This is a genomic window from Sorangium sp. So ce590 (assembly GCF_051521365.1).
GTDB lineage: Bacteria > Myxococcota_A > Polyangia > Polyangiales > Polyangiaceae > Sorangium.
In genome coordinates, this window is record NZ_CP150346.1 from 9,213,262 (window position 1) to 9,230,477 (window position 17,216).

Here is a 17,216-nt window from a genome sequence, read left to right on the forward strand (position 1 = left end):
GGGCGGTACCCACGATGCGATCGAATGCATCATACCTCCTTGCAGTGTTCGCACTGCTCGGGTGCTACTCGATAGACCTTCCCCCAGAGCTACCGGAGCCCGATCGTACGAAGGAAATATTTATCCTCATGGAAGGCGCTGGAGAATTCAAGCGATGTGAGGCGTTCAGCGCGGAGCTTTTATGGGAAGGATACTTCGAAGAAGAGGGGTTCAGCGCGGAGGACAAGTGTGAGCCCTGCGAATGTGCGCCGGCCGAGTGCGAACTGCCGTCGAAGGTGACTGCCAGCGCGTCGGTCTGTTCTCGTGAGGACGCCGTCGGCACGCTTGAAGCCGGCGCGTCATGGGACGGTTCCTGTTCAGCGGCCGAAGAGCCGATCCCGGGAGACGCCGTCGCTACAGTAACGTTCGAGCCGTCGACCCTCGCGCCGTGCGCTCCGGTGTCTCCGGTACCGAAACCGTCGATGGGCAGTCTACAGTTCGTCAGGGCCTGCAAGTCCGATCCTCCCGCGTACGCACCGACGCTCAGCATGACGTGCTACCCTCCTCAGGAAAATGGCGAGTGCTGGAAGGGCTACGACCGCAAGCTCGAATATCCCATGCTCAACGACACCCGCCAATGCTCTCCGTGCTCTTGCGGCGCGCCGAGCGGCGGAAACTGCACGGCGGAAGTCATGCTGTACCAGGATCCAGACTGCGTCAGCGAGGTCGTGGCCGAGTACGTCACCAATCACAGCAACCCTGTTTGCACCAGGGCGACGAGCGCGCCGCTTGCGGCGATGCGATCGGTGTTCTTGAAGAGCGAGCCTGGAACGTGCGCCCCGTCGACCGACTCCGAGATCGTGAGCGGTTCGCTGGAGCCCGGGGTCACACACGTCTTGTGCTGTGAACGCTAGGCGCCGCAGGCGGACACGGCGGCGGCCGCGCGGAGATCGCCGACGTGCCCGTGCTCGCCGGCCGGAACGGCGTCCAGCGGCAGGCGCCGCCCCATGCGAGGGCGGCGCGGCGCTGGGCGTCGAGCCGGCCGTCGAGGCGGGCACGCGGGCCGAACGCTCGCGCATCTGCACCACGTCGCCGAGGCGGAACACCACCCCGAGGGGCGACCCCGCGGAGCTCGGCCAGCCGGAAGCGCGTGTGGCCGCGGGCGTCATTCCTCGTCCTGCGTGGCGCGTTCTTCAAGTCGCTGGACGCGCGGGTGAGCTGTGCCGTCGTCCACCACCACCCAAGGAGCCAGCGGATCGTACGCTGTGACACCCCACACCGGCAGCGGCGCTCCTTGAGCGATTTCAGCAAGACCGTGTCGCTTTATTTCATCGCCGACAGCCGTCAACCTATAGCGAGCCTCTAGCATAGGTGCTCTGTCCGTCCTATAGGGCACACTCTCCAGCGCGGCCTCGGCCCCACGGTGCTCGGCCCACTGGCGCAGCCGCATGGCGAGAAAGCAATCGCCGATGCGCATCCCCCAACCATGACGCAGCTCTTCGCCAGCCGGTGAACGGTGCATGAATACGTCCACGGGCGTCGACCAGTCTTTATCGAGACACGCGAACAAGAGCTCGTCAACCCAAGACAAGGTGAGCGCGCTGCCGTCCACCCGAGGAAAGAATGCAGCTTGGTGGGTGCCCAACTCTACGAACTCCTTCCGTGCTCGATCTGCGCGCCCCCCCTCGGTGGACAGCACCGGAGACCGACCGGATAGCTTTCGCCAAGAGCGCGCCATGTGCTGGACGCGCGTCCGAGATAGAGCGCGCGCGTCGTCCAGACCGCGGCGCGCGTCGGCCGGCTTCACGTGGACGAATCCACGGCCAAACCCGTCCTCCGGCGCATCTCCCAGGACGACGATGTCGAGATCCGGGTGCTTGGGCCGATAGCGGAGCCTCCACGCGCAGAGCGCCCACAGCATCAGCCTGTCCCTCCACAAACCGGAGGTCCATACGACGATTCGCTGACGCGATTTCAACGCATTGACAACATCATGAAACCGCGAATAAAATCGTGTCCTCTCCCGCCCTCGAAGGTTCCAATAATCGCACCGCCGCTCACAATGAACTTCGGAATCGGACGCACACGGCCCCTCCAGCACGTTATCGCTCACGAAACGTACAGGAAGACCAAGCCCGCGCCGGATCGCTCTCCGAATGTCCTCATTTGCAGTGACGTGAATCGTCATTAAAACCTCAGAATAGACACTTTTTGCAATCCGACGATGGAGGATCCCCGGACTCGCATCGTCTATAGCAGGTTCGACACTTCGTTTCGCCTGCGTCTCCAGACCCTGGTCTCGCACAAGACCGCCACGGACCGCGGTCCATGCAATCCTGATACTTCTCATCGCAGCTTCTATTGCTTGTCCGCTCGCAACCCTCTCGACAGCTCTTGTATCTAGCGTATGCGCTATCCCGACACGCTGTCCGCTGCGCTTCGTTATCCATCTTTCCACACTGAATATTGTCAGACTCGGAGCCCGCCTCGCATTTCTCCTCACACGGTGTCTGGCTCGCGATGTTGCAGACTGGAGGAGAAGGCGGATCCATGTCCTGCGTCTCCAGCGGTACGGGTCCGATGCCGCCGGCTCCTGTCTGGCCGAACCCGTAGCCGCCCGCCCCTGTCGCGGTGATGATGATCCCGCCGGCGCCGCTCTCGCCCTCAGCCCGGAGGTAGCAGTCTCCGACATCGAAGTTGCACCCCGCAAGACCGAGAAATCCAACAGCCAACAGCTTGTTCATTCCGGCTCTCCCCCGAATCTCCAGGTAGGCCCAGCGGTTACCATCACGACCACGCTGCCAGGAAGAACACGACTGCTCCCGCCGGCCCAGTCCACGTTGAGGCTCGTGGATACCCCCAGACGCCCAGCGAAGTACCAGTCGGACTGTGCGCGCCCGCCTGGAGCAAACCCCATCACGCGGTCACAAATCACGGCACCGCATACCGGCATCGAGTAGAGCGACAGGGATGGACCAAGGCTGACGTTGCCCGTCTTCGTGACGTATCCAACGGCAACCGCCGTTCGATCATAAACACCCACACGTGCCCCCGGGATGATGCTGAGCATGTTGTGGACTTCGATCCGGAAGTCCCTCTCTTTTCGCCAGAGCCAGCCGGCGAAGGGGCTCACGGCCAGCTTGGGTTCGGTCCCGACCTGGATCCCGCCCACGCTCACGCCACCGCTGAACTCGAGTGCCTGCGCCGACGCCGGAACAAGGACGAGCGCGCATGCGCAGAGCAGGCAGACGTTGCCGTGTGAGCGCATCGACATGGTGGCCGTCCCCCCGGCCGAGCCCCGACACGCGCCATGTGGGGCGCAAACAGTTTTTCTGGGCGTGATTCGGGCGTCAAGGAAAATGGGGAATTTCGGCTAGTCGATAGAAGGGCAGTTCGACCGTCTCGGGTGCATCTGGTACGCAGGCGGTTACGCGGTGGCGCCGTTCGTCAACCAAGTGGTTGGCGAACAGTCCTCGTCCAGAATCCGCTGTCCCGCGACGATTTCGCTTGACCATGGCACGACGGCACCGTGCTCGCCGGCGTGCTCCGCGACCGCCGTGGCTGCAGCAGCGGAGGAGCACGACCCCGGGAGCGGGCGGCTGCTCGGGACCTTCCCCCAGGCGTTCAGCCACCTTGCGCTGGTCGGCACCGCGTTCAAGCTGACCCCGGATCGCTCCGGTCCCGCGGGTCATCGAGCCCGTCGACGCTCCAAGGAAAGGAGAGCTGGATGCGCGCCATCACGGTCGAGCCCGGCAAGCCACGCTCCGGGCTCCTGGAAGACATCCCCGAGCCGCCCGTCGAGCACGGGCCCGTGCTGGTCAAGACGCTCGCCATCGGCGTGTGCGGTACGGACGTCGAGATCGTGAACGGCGGTTACGGCTGGGCGCCGCCGGGCAAGACGCGACTCGTGATAGGGCACGAGTCGCTCGGCGAGGTGCTCGAGGCGCCGCCCGACAGCGGGCTCGACAGGGGCGACTGGGTGGTGGGAATCGTGCGCCGCCCCGACCCGGTCCCGTGCGCGAGCTGCGCGAAGGGCGAGTGGGACATGTGCCGCAACGGCCGCTACACCGAGCGCGGCATCAAGGCGATCGACGGCTACGCCTCGGAGCGGTACCGCATCGAGCCCGAGTTCGCGGTGGTCATCGACAAGAAGCTCGGGGAGCGGGGCGTGCTGCTCGAGCCGGCGAGCGTCGTGGCCAAGGCCTGGGACCAGATCGAGCGCATCAGCGCGCGGACGAGCTGGAAGCCGAGGAGCGTGCTTGTCACGGGGGCGGGCCCCATCGGCCTGCTCGCGGCGCTGCTCGGCGTGGAGCGGGGCCTCGAGGTGCGCGTGCTCGACCGGGTGACCGAGGGGCCGAAGCCCGGTCTCGTGCGCGAGCTCGGCGCCGCGTACCACGCGAGCAGCGTGCAGGAGGCCGGGGCGGGCGTGGACATGGTCATCGAGTGCACGGGGGTAGGGAAGCTCATCTACGACGCGATGCAGATCGTGGCGCCGGTCGGCCTTGTGTGCCTGGCCGGCGTGTCGTCGGGGGGACGGACGCTCCCAGTCGACGTCCAGGGCCTGAACCGCGAGATGGTGCTCGAGAACACGGTCGTCTTCGGCACGGTCAACGCGAACCGGCGGCACTACGAGGCGGCCGCCGCGTCGCTCGCCCGGGCGGATCAAGGCTGGCTCGATCGCCTCATCACCCGCCGCGTCCCGCTCGACCGCTGGGCCGAGGCGCTCGTGCGCCAGCCGGCGGACGTGAAGCCCATCGTGACCTTCGGGTGAGCGGAACGGCCCCGTGGGCAAGAGCGCCGCGCCGCAGCGCGCTTGGTCGAGACCGCGAACGGGGCGCTCCCTCGGCCCCGCCCGCGCCCCGTGACCGCCCCGTCGGTTTTCGTTTGCCTCCCGCGCGCACGGGCAACATGGACCGCGGCGCATGCGAACCGAGCGGCTCGCCGCGGACGCGGCATCCATCGCACGGGCCGCCGAGATCCTCCGCCGCGGAGGGCTCGTCGCCTTCCCCACCGAGACCGTGTACGGCCTCGGCGCGCGCGCCGACGACGCGCGCGCGGCGCGCGGCATCTTCGAGGCGAAGGGCCGGCCGCCCGGCAACCCGCTGATCGTCCACGTCCCGGATGTCGCGGCCGCCCGCGCGCTCGCCGACGGCTGGCCGGCGGACGCGGAGCGCCTCGCGCAGGCGATGTGGCCGGGTCCCCTCACCCTCGTCGTCGCGCGCCGGCCCGACCGCGTCGCCGACGAGGTGGCCGCCGGCGGGCCGACCGTGGCGATCCGCGTGCCGGTGCACCCTGTCGCGCGCGCCCTGCTCGAGGCCGTCGCGCTGCCGATCGCCGCGCCGAGCGCCAACCGCTCCACCGAGATCTCGCCGACCACCGCCGAGCACGTCGAGAAGAGCCTCGGCGGGCGCATCGACGCCATCCTCGACGGCGGGCCCACCGCGGTCGGCATCGAGTCCACCATCGTCGACGTCACGACCTCGCCGGCGCGGCTGCTTCGCCCGGGGCACGTGGCCGCCGAGACGATCGCCGCCCTCGTGCCGCTCCAGACGACCGCCGGGCTGATCACCGCCCCGGCCGAGCGCGCCCCGTCCCCGGGGACGCACGCGCGCCACTACGCTCCGCACGCGCACGTGGCGCTGGTCCCCGCGGAGGCCGTCCGCGGCGAGGTCGAGCGCGCCGCGCGGGCCGGCGCGCGCGCCGGCGCCATCGAGCACGGCCGCCGCACCGCGACCGGGCCGCACGCCGAGCTCCTCCCCGCGGATCCCGCCGGCTATGCGGCGGCGCTCTACGCCGCGCTGCACCGGCTCGAGGACGCCGGCTGCGACGTGATCGTCATCGCCGCCGTCCCCGAGGATCCGGCGTGGGACGCCGTGCGGGACAGGCTGACGCGCGCCTCCGCGGCCCCCTGAGCCGCCCGCGCGACCGGCGAACAACGCTGAACAACGCTGGAACAGGGCCTCGGCCGCGCCCAGGTGGGTTTTCATCCCCCGCGCTGGCGGTTTGTGGCAAATCAGGGTCGCCCGCCCGCCGGGTGAGCTACCTTCCGTCGCGCGTCTCGCCCTTCCTCGTCGACCCCATGCCGGCAACGTCCCGCGCCGCCGTCCCCAGCCTCGCCGCCGCCGTCGGCCTCGCCGCCGCGCTCGTCGCCGCCCCGCCGGACGCCGGCGCCAGCCTGCTCGACGAGCCGCCGAAGCGCGCGAGCTTCAACCTGAACGAGACGGTCGCGCCGGAGCTGCCGCTCCTCCGCGCCTTCCGCAACGCCGCGGTCGAGCGCCCCGGCCCGCTCCGGCTCTACATGAGCAGCGCGTACGGGAAATGGCAGCAGCAGCCGTGGTGGCAGCTCGCCTGGGGCAGCGCGCGCCCGGACGCCGCCGACCTCGGCGAGCGCGGCCTCGCCGCCGCCGCCCCCGGCGCCCCGGCGTTCGCGAGCGCGTACTCGCCCTTCTCCCCGTTCGAGCCGCCCGGATCCCTTCACCTCGATCCGGCCGCCCCGGCGTGGCTCCGCCAGCTCGATCCGATCCTCGCCCCGCCGTTCCTCGCGACCACGGGGCCGAGCCTCTCGTCGAACGGCTTCGATCTGCTCTGGGACCCGCCGAAGAAGCAGCCGCCCGACTGGCGATGCCGCCGGGGCCCGGTCCAGTTCGCCCGGTACGGCGGTCAGCACGACGCCTTCGAGCTTGTGCGCTGCGACGGCTCCGTCGCGCCCGGCGCGCTCGATCGCCTGTCGATCATGGCGCGCCCCCCCGAGGCGCCGGACCCGGGCGAGCTGCTGCCCGACGAGCCCGACGAAGGCACGTGGCAGCGGGCGCTCGAGTGGGTGCCCCAGGTCCGCCTCGTCCACCCGCGCCTGCTCTGGGCGCTCCAGCAGATCGCCGACGCCTTCCCGCGCCGCGGGGTCCACATCTTCAGCGGGTACCGCCCGCGCCCCGCCGGGGACGGGCCGGCGCGGGGGAAGGCCTCCGGCGGTCACCACAGCCAGCACGCCGAAGGCCGCGCCATGGACATCCTCGTCATGGGCGTCCCGAACGCGGCGCTGTTCCAGTTCTGTCGCACGCTCGACGACGTCGGCTGCGGGTTCTACCCCAACAGCAAGTTCGTCCACGTCGACGTGCGCCGCCCCGGCACCGGCCGCCTCTTCTGGATCGACGCCTCCGGGCCCGGCGAGCCGTCGGAGTACGTCGATTCCTGGCCCGGCGTCGTCGAGAGCGGAGGGCTCTCCTGGGGAGCGCAGGGCGCGCGCACCGGCGCGCCGGCGCCTCGCTGACGTCGCCTGCCCGCGGGCGTTCTCGCACCTCCGCCGGGCTTCACCTGCGCTATCGGGCCGCGCCGCAGCCTATTCCCGTTCCGGATGGAGAAAGCTCCAGGGCGCGGCGAGCTTGCGTCCCCGGGATCGGTGTTAAGCTTGGGTTCCCCCTGGGCGCGCGGCGCACGATGGAGGGCGGAGCTCGGAGAGCCGGGCTCCGCTCCCGCACCTCCGGCGGCCAAGGCCGCCCCGCGGTCGCCCCGGAGAAAAAGGTGCGAAATGGGCGAGTTGCGGACAGGGATGGTTGAGAAGATCGCGGCGCTTCAGGACTTCGCGCTCTACCGCGATCTCGCGTGGGAGGGCACGTTCGAAGAGTACCTCCAGATCGTGCGCCAGAACCCGCAGGTGACGCGCAACGCGTTCCAGCGGGCGTACGACATGATCATCCGCTACGGCATCGAGGAGTACACGGACAACAAGAAGAAGCTCATCCGGTACAACTTCTTCAAGGATGAGATGCACGGCGGCGCCGACGCCGTGTACGGGCTCGACATCCCGCTGATGCGGCTCGTCCACGTGCTCCGGGCCGCCTCCGAGGGGTACGGCCCGGAGAAGCGCGTCATCCTGCTGCACGGCCCGGTCGGCTCGTCGAAGTCGACGATCGCCCGGCTCCTCAAGAAGGGGATCGAGCACTACTCGACGACCCCCGACGGCGCGCTCTACACGTTCGACTGGGTGAACCTCGACGACGTCGGCATGGCGGGGACGGAGAGCGCCCGCTTCAAGTGCCCGATGCACGAGGAGCCGCTGCGCCTCGTCCCGCCGTCCTGGCGCGACCGCGCGTTCCGCGAGCTCGGCCTCTCGAGCCCGCAGTTCCAGGTCCGCTCCGAGGGCGACCTCGACCCGGCGTGCCGCTTCATCTTCAACCGCCTGATGGACAAGTACGGCGGCGACTGGTCGAAGGTGATGCAGCACGTGCGCGTGCGCCGCCTCGTGCTCAGCGAGAAGGACCGCGTCGGCATCGGCACCTTCCAGCCGAAGGACGAGAAGAACCAGGACTCGACCGAGCTCACCGGCGACATCAACTACCGCAAGATCGCCGAGTACGGCTCGGACTCGGACCCGCGCGCCTTCAACTTCGACGGCGAGTTCAACATCGCGAACCGCGGCATCGTCGAGTTCATCGAGGTGCTGAAGCTCGACGTCGCGTTCCTCTACGACCTGCTCGGCGCGTCGCAGGAGCACAAGATCAAGCCGAAGAAGTTCGCCCAGACGGACGTCGACGAGGTCATCATCGGCCACACGAACGAGGCCGAGTACAAGAAGCTCCTGAACAACGAGTTCATGGAGGCGCTCCGCGACCGCACGATCAAGATCGATATCCCCTACATCACGAAGGTGTCGGAGGAGATCCGGATCTACGAGAAGGACTTCAACAAGGAGAAGATCCGCGGCAAGCACATCGCCCCTCACACGCTCGAGGTCGCCGCGATGTGGGCCGCGCTCACCCGGCTCGAGGACCCGAAGAAGCACAACCTGTCGCTCGTCCAGAAGATGAAGCTCTACGACGGCAAGGTCCTGCCCGGCTACACGCAGGACACCGTGAAGGAGCTCCGCAAGGAGGCGTCGCGCGAGGGCATGGAAGGGATCAGCCCCCGCTACGTGCAGGACAAGATCTCGAACGCGCTCGTGAACGACCTCGGCGAGGGGACGATCAACCCCTTCATGGTCATGAGCGAGCTCGAGAAGGGCCTGCGCCACCACTCGCTCATCACGAACGACGAGCAGCGCAAGCGCTTCACCGAGTGCATCGGGATGGTGAAGCGCGAGTACGAGGAGCTCGTCAAGAACGAGGTGCAGCGGGCGATCAGCGCCGACGAGGACGCGATCCAGAAGCTCGCCGCGAACTACATCGACTCGATCAAGTCCTACACCCTGAAGGAGAAGGTGAAGGACCGCTTCACCCGCGAGGACGTCGAGCCGGACGAGCGGCTCATGCGCTCGATCGAGGAGAAGATCGACATCCCCGAGAACCGGAAGGACGACTTCCGCCGCGAGATCATGAACTACATCGGCGCGCTCGCGGTCGACGGCAAGAAGTTCGAGTGGCACACGAACGACCGGCTGCGCCGCGCCCTCGAGCTCAAGCTGTTCGAGGACCAGAAGGACGCGATCAAGCTCCAGACCCTCGTGTCGAGCGTCATCGACAAGGAGACGCAGGAGAAGATCGACATCATCAAGACCCGGATGATCAAGTACTTCGGGTACAACGAGGTCTCGGCGCGCGACGTGCTCGACTACGTGGCCAGCATCTACGCGCGCGGCGACACGAAGTGACCCGGCGGCGCGCGTAGATGTAGATGCTGACCGGGCGCGGCGTCTCGCCCGCGCCGCGCCGCGGTCAGCCGTCCCGCCTGAGCTTCGCGATCTCGCGCTCCAGGGAGGCCACCGTCCGCTTGAGGTCGCGGACCTCCTCGACGGTCGCCAGGCCCATCGCCTTGGCGAACGTCTCCTTCTGCTCCGCCGTGAACGAGGAGACCCGGCCGGGCACGCTCATCGCGGTCATGAACAGCCGCATGAACCGCTCGTCCTGCATCAGCTTCGCCACGTTCGGGTTCGCGGCGAGCTTCAACCCCTCGGAGACCAGTTTGTCCTTCAGCGCCATGCACGCAGCCTAGCCGACTTTCGAGCCGGCGCGTCAGCCCGCGCGTCAGCCCACCTCGACCAGCACCGCGGTGATGTTGTCCCGCCCCCCGCGCCGATTCGCGAGCTCGATGAAGAGGTCGACGGCGGTGTCGCCGCCCTTCGAGGCGATGCTCGCGATCTCCTCCTCGGCGTGGAGATAGCCGTGCAGCCCGTCGGAGCAGAGCAGGTATCGATCGCCCGCCTCCACGGCCACGATCGAGGTGTCGACCTCGACATAGTCCCTGTTGCCCACCGCGCGCGTGATCACGTTGCGGTGGGGCGAGCTCTTCGCCTCGTCCGCGGAGATGAGCCCGTTCTTGATCTGCCACGCGATCAGCGTGTGATCCTCGGTCATCTGCACCGCGGTCCGGTTGCGGACCTGGTAGATGCGGCTGTCGCCCACCTGACCGGTCACGAGCGCGCCGCCGACGATGAGCGCCGCGCTGATCGTCGTGCCCATGCCGCTCTTGTCGCGGTCGAGCTCGGCGATGGCGAAGACCATGTACGTCGCCGCCTGGATCGCGCCCTCGAGGATGCGCAGCACGGCGCGCGCCTTGGGCTGCGTCAGCGGCTCGTCGGGGTCGCCGATGGCCGGCAGCCCTCGCTTGACCATGCCGTAGATCGTCTCGACCGCCTCGGCGCTCGCGACCTCGCCGGCCGCGTGCCCGCCCATCCCGTCCGCGACGATGTAGAGGCGAAGCTCGTCGTCCCGGAAGAACGCATCCTCATTGGCGCGTCGGTGGCGCCCGACGTCGGTGCGGCCAAATGATTCGATCCTCATCGAGCTTGCCCGGTCCTTCGATCGCCGCCCGGTGGGGAAAGCCCCGAGGCGTCGGCGCGACTGTCGCACGATAAACTTCTTCAGCGGGGCCTGTCGAGTGGGCGAGGGCTCGGTTAGGATGGATGGGCCAGCCATGGCACGAAGCTTCTCCGCGACCTGTGGGCCGGATGGCCTTCGCCACCACCTGGCCGACCTGCGCAGCGCCGTCCCGTCGGCCTCGGGCGGGGTCGTCTTCGTGTCCGGGCAGCTCGCCCAGCGCGCCTCGAGCGTCGCCGAGCTCGTCCGTAGCACCTGGCGCGGCACCCCCGCCTGCGTGGTGCCTGCAGCGGGCGTGCTCAGCGAGCGCGGCGAGATCGAGGGGGACACCGGCGCGAGCGGCGTGCTCTGGTCCGGCGGTCGGGTCACCCCGTTCGCGCTGCCCGAGCGCGCCGAGGAGCCGGGCCGCCGCCTGCGCGAGCCCCTCGCCCGCACCATCGGCCACCGCTCCGCGACCGCCATCCTCTTCGCCCGGCCCGGCGCGTTCGCCCCCGAGATGCTCGAGGCGCTCGCCTCCTGCGCGCCCGGCGCGTGCCTGTTCGGCGCCGGGACCGCGTCCGGCTCCGCCATCGGCGTGACGTCCGAGGGCGAGCTGCTCGAAGGCCCGGCGATCGGCCTCGCCATCACCGGGTTCGCCCCGCCGATCGTCGACGCCTCGCCCGCCGCCAGGCTGCTCGAAGGCTTCCACCCCATCGAGGACGTGAGCGGCGGCGTCGTGCTGCGCGCCGGCGGGCGGCCGGCGCTCGACCTGCTGTCCGCCGCGACCGCCTCGCTCGGCGAGCCGCCCAGCCCCCAGCAGCTCGTCGTCGCCGCGCTCGCCGACCCGCTCGATCCGCGCGGCGGGGCCGCGGTGCCGCGCGGCGAGGCCGCGGAGCCGGCGGCGGCGCTCCGCTCCGAGCGTTACGTGCTGCGGCCGATCCGCGGCGTCGATCCGTCGCGGCGCGGGCTCCTGCTCGGCGACGACGCGAGGCCCGGCGTGCGCCTCGCCTTCGCCGTGCGCGACGCCGCCGCCGCCCGCGCCGGGCTCGAGGGGATCGCCCGGCAGGTGTCCCGGAGCGCGCTCGGGTCGGCGCCCCGCTTCGCGCTCTACCTGAGCTGCGCCGGGCGCGGCCAGGGCCTGTACGGGGCGCCGGACGTCGAGGCGCGCATCCTGCGCCAGCGCTTCGCGGATCTCCCGATCGCCGGCATGCACTCGAGCTTCGAGATCGCCCCCTGGGCGCCGGGCCAGGCCAGGCTCACCCTCTACACCGGCGTGCTCGCGCTCTTCCGCGCGCCGAGCTGAGCGCCGGCTCCCCGGACGCCGCGCGCGTCAGCGCTCGCGGTACACCGCGATCACGGCGGAGGCCCGCCGCTTCACCTCGGCGTGGATTGTCGCGTAGCGCGGCTCCGCGCGCAGGGACGCGAAGACGGGGCAGCGCTCGATCCACATCAGGTCGAACAGGCCGTCGGCCAGCGAGAGATCGAGCGCGGTCAGCGCGAGCTCCGGCTTGCCGACGAAGGCCGCGATCTCCGCCTGGAGCTGCCGCATGAACGACGTGCGCCGCAGCGCCGTGACGCCCGCGCCCTGCGCAGGCGCCGTCCGGACGTCCGACAGCCGGTCCTCCAGGACGTCGTCGATCAGCGACAGGAACGGATCGGGGGTGTACGGGAAGGCGTCACGCGCGCGCTTCTGCAAGAGCACCTCGAGCACCTCCGGGGCGCGCTGCCACATCGCGCGGCGCATCCACAGGACGGAGTGGCCCGTGGTGCTGGCCCCGGACGGCAGCGCATCGACCACGGCTTCGGCCTCCGCCCACCGGTCCAGGAGCGCGTACGCGCGCGCCAGCGCGTAGGCCACGAGCACCACCTCCGGATCGCGCGCCAGCGCGGACCGCGCCCGCCGCGCGCCGTCCTCGAACGCGCCGCACTCGAGCAGGATGCTGGCGATGAGGCCCTCCGCCTCGGCGTTCCCCGAGCGGGACGCGAGCGCCGCCTTGAGCTCCCGCATCGCCTCGACCACGTCGAGGCGCTGGAACCGCACCGACGCCATCGCGAGCCGCGCGTCCGGCAGCTCGGGCGCCGCGGCGACGGCGCGCGTCGCCGCCTGCGTGGCCAGGTCGCCGCCCTGATCCGTGAAGAACCAGAAGCGCGAGCGCGCGAGCGCGTAGGCCGACAGGATCATCGGATCCTCGGGCGCGCGCTCGAGCGCCTGCTCGAAGAGCGCGATCGCGCGCGCCTGGTGCTCCGGCCAGAACCTGCGGTACTCGTGGCGCCCGCGCAGGAACAGGTCGAGCGCGACAGGATCGCTCGGCGCCGTGCGGCTCGGGGCGGCCCCGTCGAGGGTGAGCGCCGCGGCGACCGCCTCGGCCACCTCGTCGTTGATCCGCAGCACCTCGGTCTCGGGGCGGTCGAAGCGCTTCGCCCACAGCTGGAAGCCGTCGGCGACGGAGACGAGCCGCGCGCTGATCCGCACCGTCCCGTCGCGCCGCCGCACCGAGCCGCCGACGACCACCTGCACCCCGAGCTCGCGCCCGAGCTCGCGCGGATCGACCTCGCCGTCAGGGCGCCGCGAGGCCGCCCCGCGCGGCCTCACCCGCAGGCCCGGGGTCATCGAGAGCGTGTCGATGAGATCATCGGTCAGCTCCTCGGCCAGGTACGCGTCGGACGCCGAGCCCTGGTTCGTGAACGGCAGGACCGCGACGCTCTTGCCACCCGGATCGCCCGTCCCGGAGATCGACCCCGAGATCGCCGTCCGCTCGTGCGGCGGCGTGAACGCCGGCGGGATGACCGTGGCCGGGCGCGTGAGCGACGCGAGCTCCTGCGCGACGCTCTCGACGGACGCGTACCGGTCGTCGCGAGAGCGCGCCATGCAGCGGAGCACCACGCGCGAGAGCGCGTCGGGCAGGTCGGCGCGCCGGTGCCGCGGGTCGGGCGGGTCGGCGACGAGCCGCGCCGCGGCGACGGCGAGCGGCGCGTCGCCCTGCCACGCGCGCTCGCCCGTGAGCATCTCGTAGAGCATCGCGCCGAGCGCGTAGAGGTCGGCGCGCTCGTCGATGTCGGTGGCGCCCTGCACCTGCTCGGGCGCCATGTACGCCGGCGTCCCCAGGACCGCGCCCAGCGTCTTGCCCGCCTCGCCGTCCGGCACGATGGCGCGCGCGATCCCGAAGTCGGTCAGGACGACGCGCCCGTCGCGCCCGAGCAGCACGTTGTCCGGCTTGAGATCGCGGTGGATGACGCCTGCCCGGTGCGCGGCCTTGAGCCCCGCGCACACGCCCTCCACGATGTCCATGGCGCGGGTCACGGCGAGCCGCCGCTCGCGCGCGACGAGCGCGGCGAGCGGCTCGCCCTCGATGAACTCCATCGTCAGGAACCGGTCGCCCTCGTGCTCGCCGATGTCGAAGACGCGCGCCACGTTCGGGTGCGTCACCTTGCGCGAGAGCCGCACCTCGCGGCGGAACCGCTCGATCACGTCGGGCGCGCCGCTGAGCTCGCGGCGCAGCACCTTGACCGCGACGACCTCCGCGAGCTCCAGGTCGCGGGCGCGGTACACGCTCCCCATCCCGCCGATGCCGACAAGCCCGAGGAGCTCGTACCGCCCGGCGAGGACCTGCCGCGGGCCGGTCGCCGCGGCGGCGCTCGCCGACGCGGCCCCCTCCCGGGCGCCGCTCGCCGGGAGCGGGGTGTCGTGGATCGTGTCGTCCTTGAAGCGCTGCGGCATAGGGGAATCCGGGCGACCGTTGCCCCGCACGCATCGAGGTTAGCTCAGGAGGGGCGGGTCGAGCACCTCTCGTCGTGAGAGCTCGAGCGCGGAGGTGCTAGTGTCCGCCGACCATGGTAGAGACGTCGAGCGCCATCGCGGTGGAATCGCTCTCCAAGACGTACCGGGTCCACGAGCGCGCCCCCGGCTTCTCCGCCATGGTGCGCTCGGTTTTCCGGCGCCGCACCAGGTTGGTCCACGCGGTCGACGATCTCTCGTTCTCGATCGCGCCGGGCGAGCGCGTCGGCTTCCTGGGCCCGAACGGCGCCGGCAAGACAACGACGCTGAAGGTCCTCGCCGGGCTGCTCCACCCGTCGGGCGGCCGGGTCCGGGTGGCGGGCTTCGTCCCGCAGCACCGCGAGGCCAGCTTTCTCAAGCGCATCACCCTCGTGATGGGCCAGAAGCAGCAGTTGCTCTGGGATCTCCCGCCCGTCGAGACCTTCGCCCTGAATCGCGCCATCTACGGGATCAGCGATGCGGATTTCAAACAGACCCTGGGTGAGCTGGAAGACCTGCTCGGGATCGCCGCCATCGCCACGAAGCCGACACGGCAGCTCTCGCTCGGCGAGCGCATGAAGTGCGAGCTCGCGGCCGCCCTGCTGCACCGCCCGGAGATCCTGTTCCTCGACGAGCCGACGATCGGGCTCGACGTCGCGATGCAGCTCGGCGTCCGGGAGTTCATCCGCCGCTACAACGAGCAGCGGCGCGCCACGGTCGTGCTCACGTCCCATTACATGGACGATGTGGCGGCGCTCTGTCCTCGGGTCATCGTCATCGACAAGGGGAAGCTGCGTTACGACGGCGATCTCGCGGCGCTCGTCCGGAGCGTGCGGCCTCACAAGCGGATCGCGCTGCGCTTCGGCGGCCCGGTCGACCGGGCGCTCCTCGAGCGGGTCGGCGCCGTCCTCTCGCTCGATCCGGGCCGCGCGGTGCTTCAGGTGTCGCAGGAGGAGCTGCGGCCGGCCATGTCCTGGCTGCTCAGCCAGACCGACATCGCGGATCTCACGGTGGAGGATCCTCCCCTGGAGGAGGTGATGCGCGAGCTCTTCGCGGGCGAGGAGCGGGCGGGCGCCGCGGGCGAGGCCGCGTCGTGAGCGCGCTCTCCAGGGCGGCCCGGGCGTTCCCGACGCTGCTCCGCGTCGGGCTCGCGGCCGCGATGGCGTACCGGGCCGAGATGCTGATCTGGATGCTCACGACGACGATGCCGCTCGTGAGCCTCGCGCTCTGGTCGGCGGTGGCCGCGAGCGCCCCGGTCGGCCGCTTCGAGGCGAGCGACTTCACCGCGTATTTCCTGGCGATCCTCATCGTCCGGCAGATGACCGGCTCGTGGCTCGTCTGGGAGATGAACATGGAGATCAAGAGCGGCGCCCTCTCGCAGCGCCTGCTCAGGCCGATCCACCCGCTCGTCGCCTACGCCGCCGACAACCTCGCCGCGCTGCCGCTGCGGGCGGCGCTCTGCTTGCCCATCGCGGTCATCGCCCTCGCCGTGACCTCGGGCGAGCGGTTCCATCCGACGCCCCTCGATCTCGGGATCTGGGCGGCGTCGCTCGTCGGCGCCTGGATGATCAACTTCTTCACGATGGCGCTGATCGGCTCGCTCGCGTTCGTGATCGAGAGCTCGACCGCGGTGTTCGACATCTACCTTGCGGCCTTCATGGTCTTCGCCGGCTACCTCGTCCCGCTCGAGCTGTTCCCCTCGTGGCTCGGCGACGTCGCGCGGGTCCTGCCGTTCCGGTACAGCCTCGCGTTCCCGGTCGAGCTCATCACTGGCCTGCTCGACCCGGGCCGCGCGCTGACCGAGCTCGCCGTGCAGTGGGCCTTCGCGGCCGGCACCGCCGCCGCGGCGCTCGTCGCGTGGCGCGCGGGTGTCCAGCGGTTCTCGGCGTTCGGCGGGTGAGCGGCGTGCGTTATCTGCGGTTGCTCGCGACGCAGCTCCGGGTGTCGCTCGCGCTCGGCATGCAGTACCGGTGGGATTTCCTCCTCGGCGCGGTGATGACCGTGGTCTGGACGCTGGTCGGGCTCGTCCCGCTCCACATCGCGCTCGCCGCCCGCCCGCCGATCCACGGCTGGACCTACGAGCGCGCGCTCGTGGTGGTCGGGTGGTTCACGCTGCTCAAGGGCATCCTCGAGGGGGCCGTGAACCCGTCGCTCATCAGCGTGGTCGACCAGATCCGGAAAGGCACGCTCGACTTCACGCTGCTCAAGCCGGCGGACGCGCAGTTCCTCGTCTCCACGGCCCGGTTCGAGGTCCGCAAGGTCGTGGACGCCGCGGCCGCGGCGGCGATCTTCGTCTATGCGTTCACGAAGATGGGCCGCGCCCCCGAGCCCGCCCACCTGGCGCTCTCGCTCGGCCTGCTCGTGACGGCGACCCTGGTGCTCTACTCCATCTGCATCCTGGTCATCTCCGCCGCGTTCTGGGTCGTGCGCCTCGACAACCTGGCTTACCTCTTCAACTCCCTCTTCGATTTCGCGCGCTGGCCTGTCACGATCTTCAGCGGATTCTGGCGCATCGCGTTCACGGTCGTCGTCCCGCTCGCCCTGATGACCACCTACCCGGCGGAGGCGATGCTCGGCACCATCGCCCCGCGCACGGCCGCCGCCGCAGCGCTCGGCGCGCTCGCCTTCGGCGCCGTCGCGCGCGCGGTGTGGAAACGGGCGATAGGGCGGTATACGTCGGCGTCGAGCTGAGCGTCGCGAGGGCTTCCGGCGCGCTGCGCGGGGCACTACGCTGGCGGACTGACCTCCTGTCGCGA

The 17,216-nt window shown here is 70.4% G+C and carries 13 protein-coding genes and 1 pseudogene; 9 read left to right on the forward strand and 5 right to left on the reverse strand.

Translation table 11 applies throughout. From position 1 onward, the window contains the following. The first annotated feature begins 14 nt into the window (after positions 1–14). Positions 15–893: a hypothetical protein gene (locus WMF28_RS34890; protein WP_437597848.1), complete on the forward strand. Its 879-nt coding sequence runs from the start codon at positions 15–17 to the stop codon at positions 891–893. A gap of 251 nt (positions 894–1,144) precedes the next feature. Here the strand turns inward: WMF28_RS34890 and WMF28_RS34895 are convergent, their stop codons facing one another. Both WMF28_RS34895 and WMF28_RS34900 read right to left on the reverse strand, forming a co-directional pair. Further along, entirely contained in the window at positions 1,145–2,167 is a 1,023-nt protein-coding gene (locus WMF28_RS34895) for a hypothetical protein (protein ID WP_437597849.1), read from the reverse strand. Between the two features lie 552 nt (positions 2,168–2,719). After that, entirely contained in the window at positions 2,720–3,253 is a 534-nt protein-coding gene (locus WMF28_RS34900; RefSeq protein WP_437597850.1) for a hypothetical protein, read from the reverse strand. Between the two features lie 453 nt (positions 3,254–3,706). Here WMF28_RS34900 and WMF28_RS34905 point away from each other — a divergent pair, with 453 nt between their 5' ends. From WMF28_RS34905 to WMF28_RS34920, 4 genes are all read left to right on the forward strand, one after another. Then, the gene (locus tag WMF28_RS34905) at positions 3,707–4,750 is read left to right on the forward strand and encodes a glucose 1-dehydrogenase (RefSeq protein ID WP_437597851.1); all 1,044 of its coding nucleotides are present in this window, start codon (positions 3,707–3,709) and stop codon (positions 4,748–4,750) included. A gap of 151 nt (positions 4,751–4,901) precedes the next feature. Continuing rightward, positions 4,902–5,891, forward strand: coding sequence for an L-threonylcarbamoyladenylate synthase (locus WMF28_RS34910; RefSeq protein ID WP_437597852.1), 990 nt, complete (start codon positions 4,902–4,904; stop codon positions 5,889–5,891). Positions 5,892–6,058: 167 nt separating this feature from the next. Further along, on the forward strand, positions 6,059–7,246 hold the full coding sequence (locus WMF28_RS34915; RefSeq protein ID WP_437597853.1) for a YcbK family protein: 1,188 nt from the start codon (positions 6,059–6,061) through the stop codon (positions 7,244–7,246). A 258-nt stretch (positions 7,247–7,504) separates the two neighbouring features. Next, positions 7,505–9,562, forward strand: coding sequence for a PrkA family serine protein kinase (locus WMF28_RS34920; protein WP_437597854.1), 2,058 nt, complete (start codon positions 7,505–7,507; stop codon positions 9,560–9,562). 64 nt (positions 9,563–9,626) lie between these two features. On the opposite strand, the gene WMF28_RS34925 is transcribed toward WMF28_RS34920, so the two are convergent. Together WMF28_RS34925 and WMF28_RS34930 are read right to left on the reverse strand one after the other, a co-directional pair. Continuing rightward, positions 9,627–9,890, reverse strand: a complete 264-nt coding sequence (locus tag WMF28_RS34925; protein ID WP_437575454.1) for a hypothetical protein — start codon at positions 9,888–9,890, stop codon at positions 9,627–9,629. Positions 9,891–9,935: 45 nt separating this feature from the next. Beyond that, positions 9,936–10,691, reverse strand: a complete 756-nt coding sequence (locus WMF28_RS34930) for a PP2C family protein-serine/threonine phosphatase (RefSeq protein WP_437597855.1) — start codon at positions 10,689–10,691, stop codon at positions 9,936–9,938. A 133-nt stretch (positions 10,692–10,824) separates the two neighbouring features. Here WMF28_RS34930 and WMF28_RS34935 point away from each other — a divergent pair, with 133 nt between their 5' ends. Beyond that, a complete protein-coding gene (locus WMF28_RS34935) occupies positions 10,825–12,009 on the forward strand; it encodes an FIST C-terminal domain-containing protein (protein ID WP_437597856.1) in 1,185 nt (394 codons plus the stop codon). A gap of 27 nt (positions 12,010–12,036) precedes the next feature. On the opposite strand, the gene WMF28_RS34940 is transcribed toward WMF28_RS34935, so the two are convergent. Continuing rightward, positions 12,037–14,424, reverse strand: a complete 2,388-nt coding sequence (locus tag WMF28_RS34940; RefSeq protein ID WP_437597857.1) for a protein kinase domain-containing protein — start codon at positions 14,422–14,424, stop codon at positions 12,037–12,039. Positions 14,425–14,660: 236 nt separating this feature from the next. Between WMF28_RS34940 and WMF28_RS34945 the strand changes: the two are divergent. The 3 genes and pseudogenes from WMF28_RS34945 to WMF28_RS34955 form a co-directional block, all read left to right on the forward strand. Further along, positions 14,661–15,557, forward strand: a pseudogene (locus WMF28_RS34945) (ABC transporter ATP-binding protein); the annotation flags it as partial. Further along, positions 15,554–16,360 (forward strand): ABC transporter permease, encoded by an 807-nt coding sequence (locus WMF28_RS34950; RefSeq protein ID WP_437597858.1) that lies wholly within the window; start codon positions 15,554–15,556, stop codon positions 16,358–16,360. The pseudogene WMF28_RS34945 and the gene WMF28_RS34950, both read left to right, overlap by 4 nt. Positions 16,361–16,365: 5 nt before the next feature. Next, complete coding sequence (locus WMF28_RS34955; protein ID WP_437604336.1) at positions 16,366–17,151, forward strand: ABC transporter permease; 786 nt, start codon at positions 16,366–16,368, stop codon at positions 17,149–17,151. The last annotated feature ends 65 nt before the right edge of the window (positions 17,152–17,216 follow it).